Genomic DNA, 1,073 nt, shown 5'->3' on the forward strand with positions numbered 1-1,073 from the left:
CACATCTTCTACAGAAGAAAAAAAAGAAGATATTAAACGTGTAAGTGTTGAATATGATGCGAAATCAATCGAACACTTAATTAAAGTTTTAAGTGTTGTCGAAAGACTGGATAAATACTTTTCTGATGATTGTAGAAATAATATATCTTTTCCACAAAAGTAAAATGGCCACCTATATTTTTGTTGTCCAATTTATTTATTTTTATTACAGAAATTTAAATAAAACCAGGTATCATACATGGCAATACTTCTTTATAGAGGTTTTATCTGATAGTTAAATAACATCAAAAGTAGATTGAAAACATTTTGAAGTAAATAAATGAATATATTTATACCATCACATATTTAGATAACATAAACTTACCACATCAGTGGTGTAATGGTTAGCATGCTCGCCTCGAGTGCAATAGATCGTGGGTTCAAGCCCGATCGGGTCAAACCCAAGACTATAAAATTAGTATTTGTTGCTTTTCTGCTAAGCACACAGCATTAAGGAGAAAGTGCAAAGACTATTTGGCTTGGAATCGGGATAATGTGTTCGAGTGGGGCGACATGTCTATCTGTGGACTGTTGTTTCAGTGAGCTAGCACTATCAAAATCTAACTAAGCGTGTTGGTCTAGTACAAAGTGGGCCTCATCATCATCTTATTGAAAATTAACTTGTTCTCGCCATAATATAGCTGAAAAATTGTTGAGCTGGTGTTAAAACAACAATCACTCACTCACTCACTCACTCACTCACTGTAAAAAAGATTGTTTTCTATAGATGAGAAACCTGTTGATCTTCAAATCAGCAGAAGAAGATGAGAATGGTCTGCCATGTCCTTGTGGCCCAAACATCAGAGATATGTTATGGAACTTCCACAATCAACTTTTAACACATTGTTCTATGCCAACACAAATGGAATCTGAAGAGAAATCAATGGATACAGAATCAAAAGGGCAACAACCAGCTGCTCCAACAATTGGAGAAAAACTTTTACATCTTGTTTGGAAAGCAAAAGAAGAGGGAAAAATCATTGCTCCTAAACCAAAAGACAAAACAATTGGTAATTACATTAACAAGTATTTAA

1 protein-coding gene is annotated in these 1,073 nt (G+C 34.0%); it reads left to right on the forward strand.

Annotated elements, in window-relative coordinates; all coding sequences use genetic code 11:
- Nucleotides 1–889: 889 nt before the first annotated feature.
- A partial coding sequence (locus BQ7314_RS15655) for a hypothetical protein (RefSeq protein WP_217423816.1) occupies nt 890–1,073 on the forward strand: 184 nt, incomplete at its 3' end.

It is taken from the genome of methanotrophic endosymbiont of Bathymodiolus puteoserpentis (Logatchev) (assembly GCF_900128525.1).
Taxonomy (GTDB): domain Bacteria; phylum Pseudomonadota; class Gammaproteobacteria; order Methylococcales; family Methylomonadaceae; genus Methyloprofundus.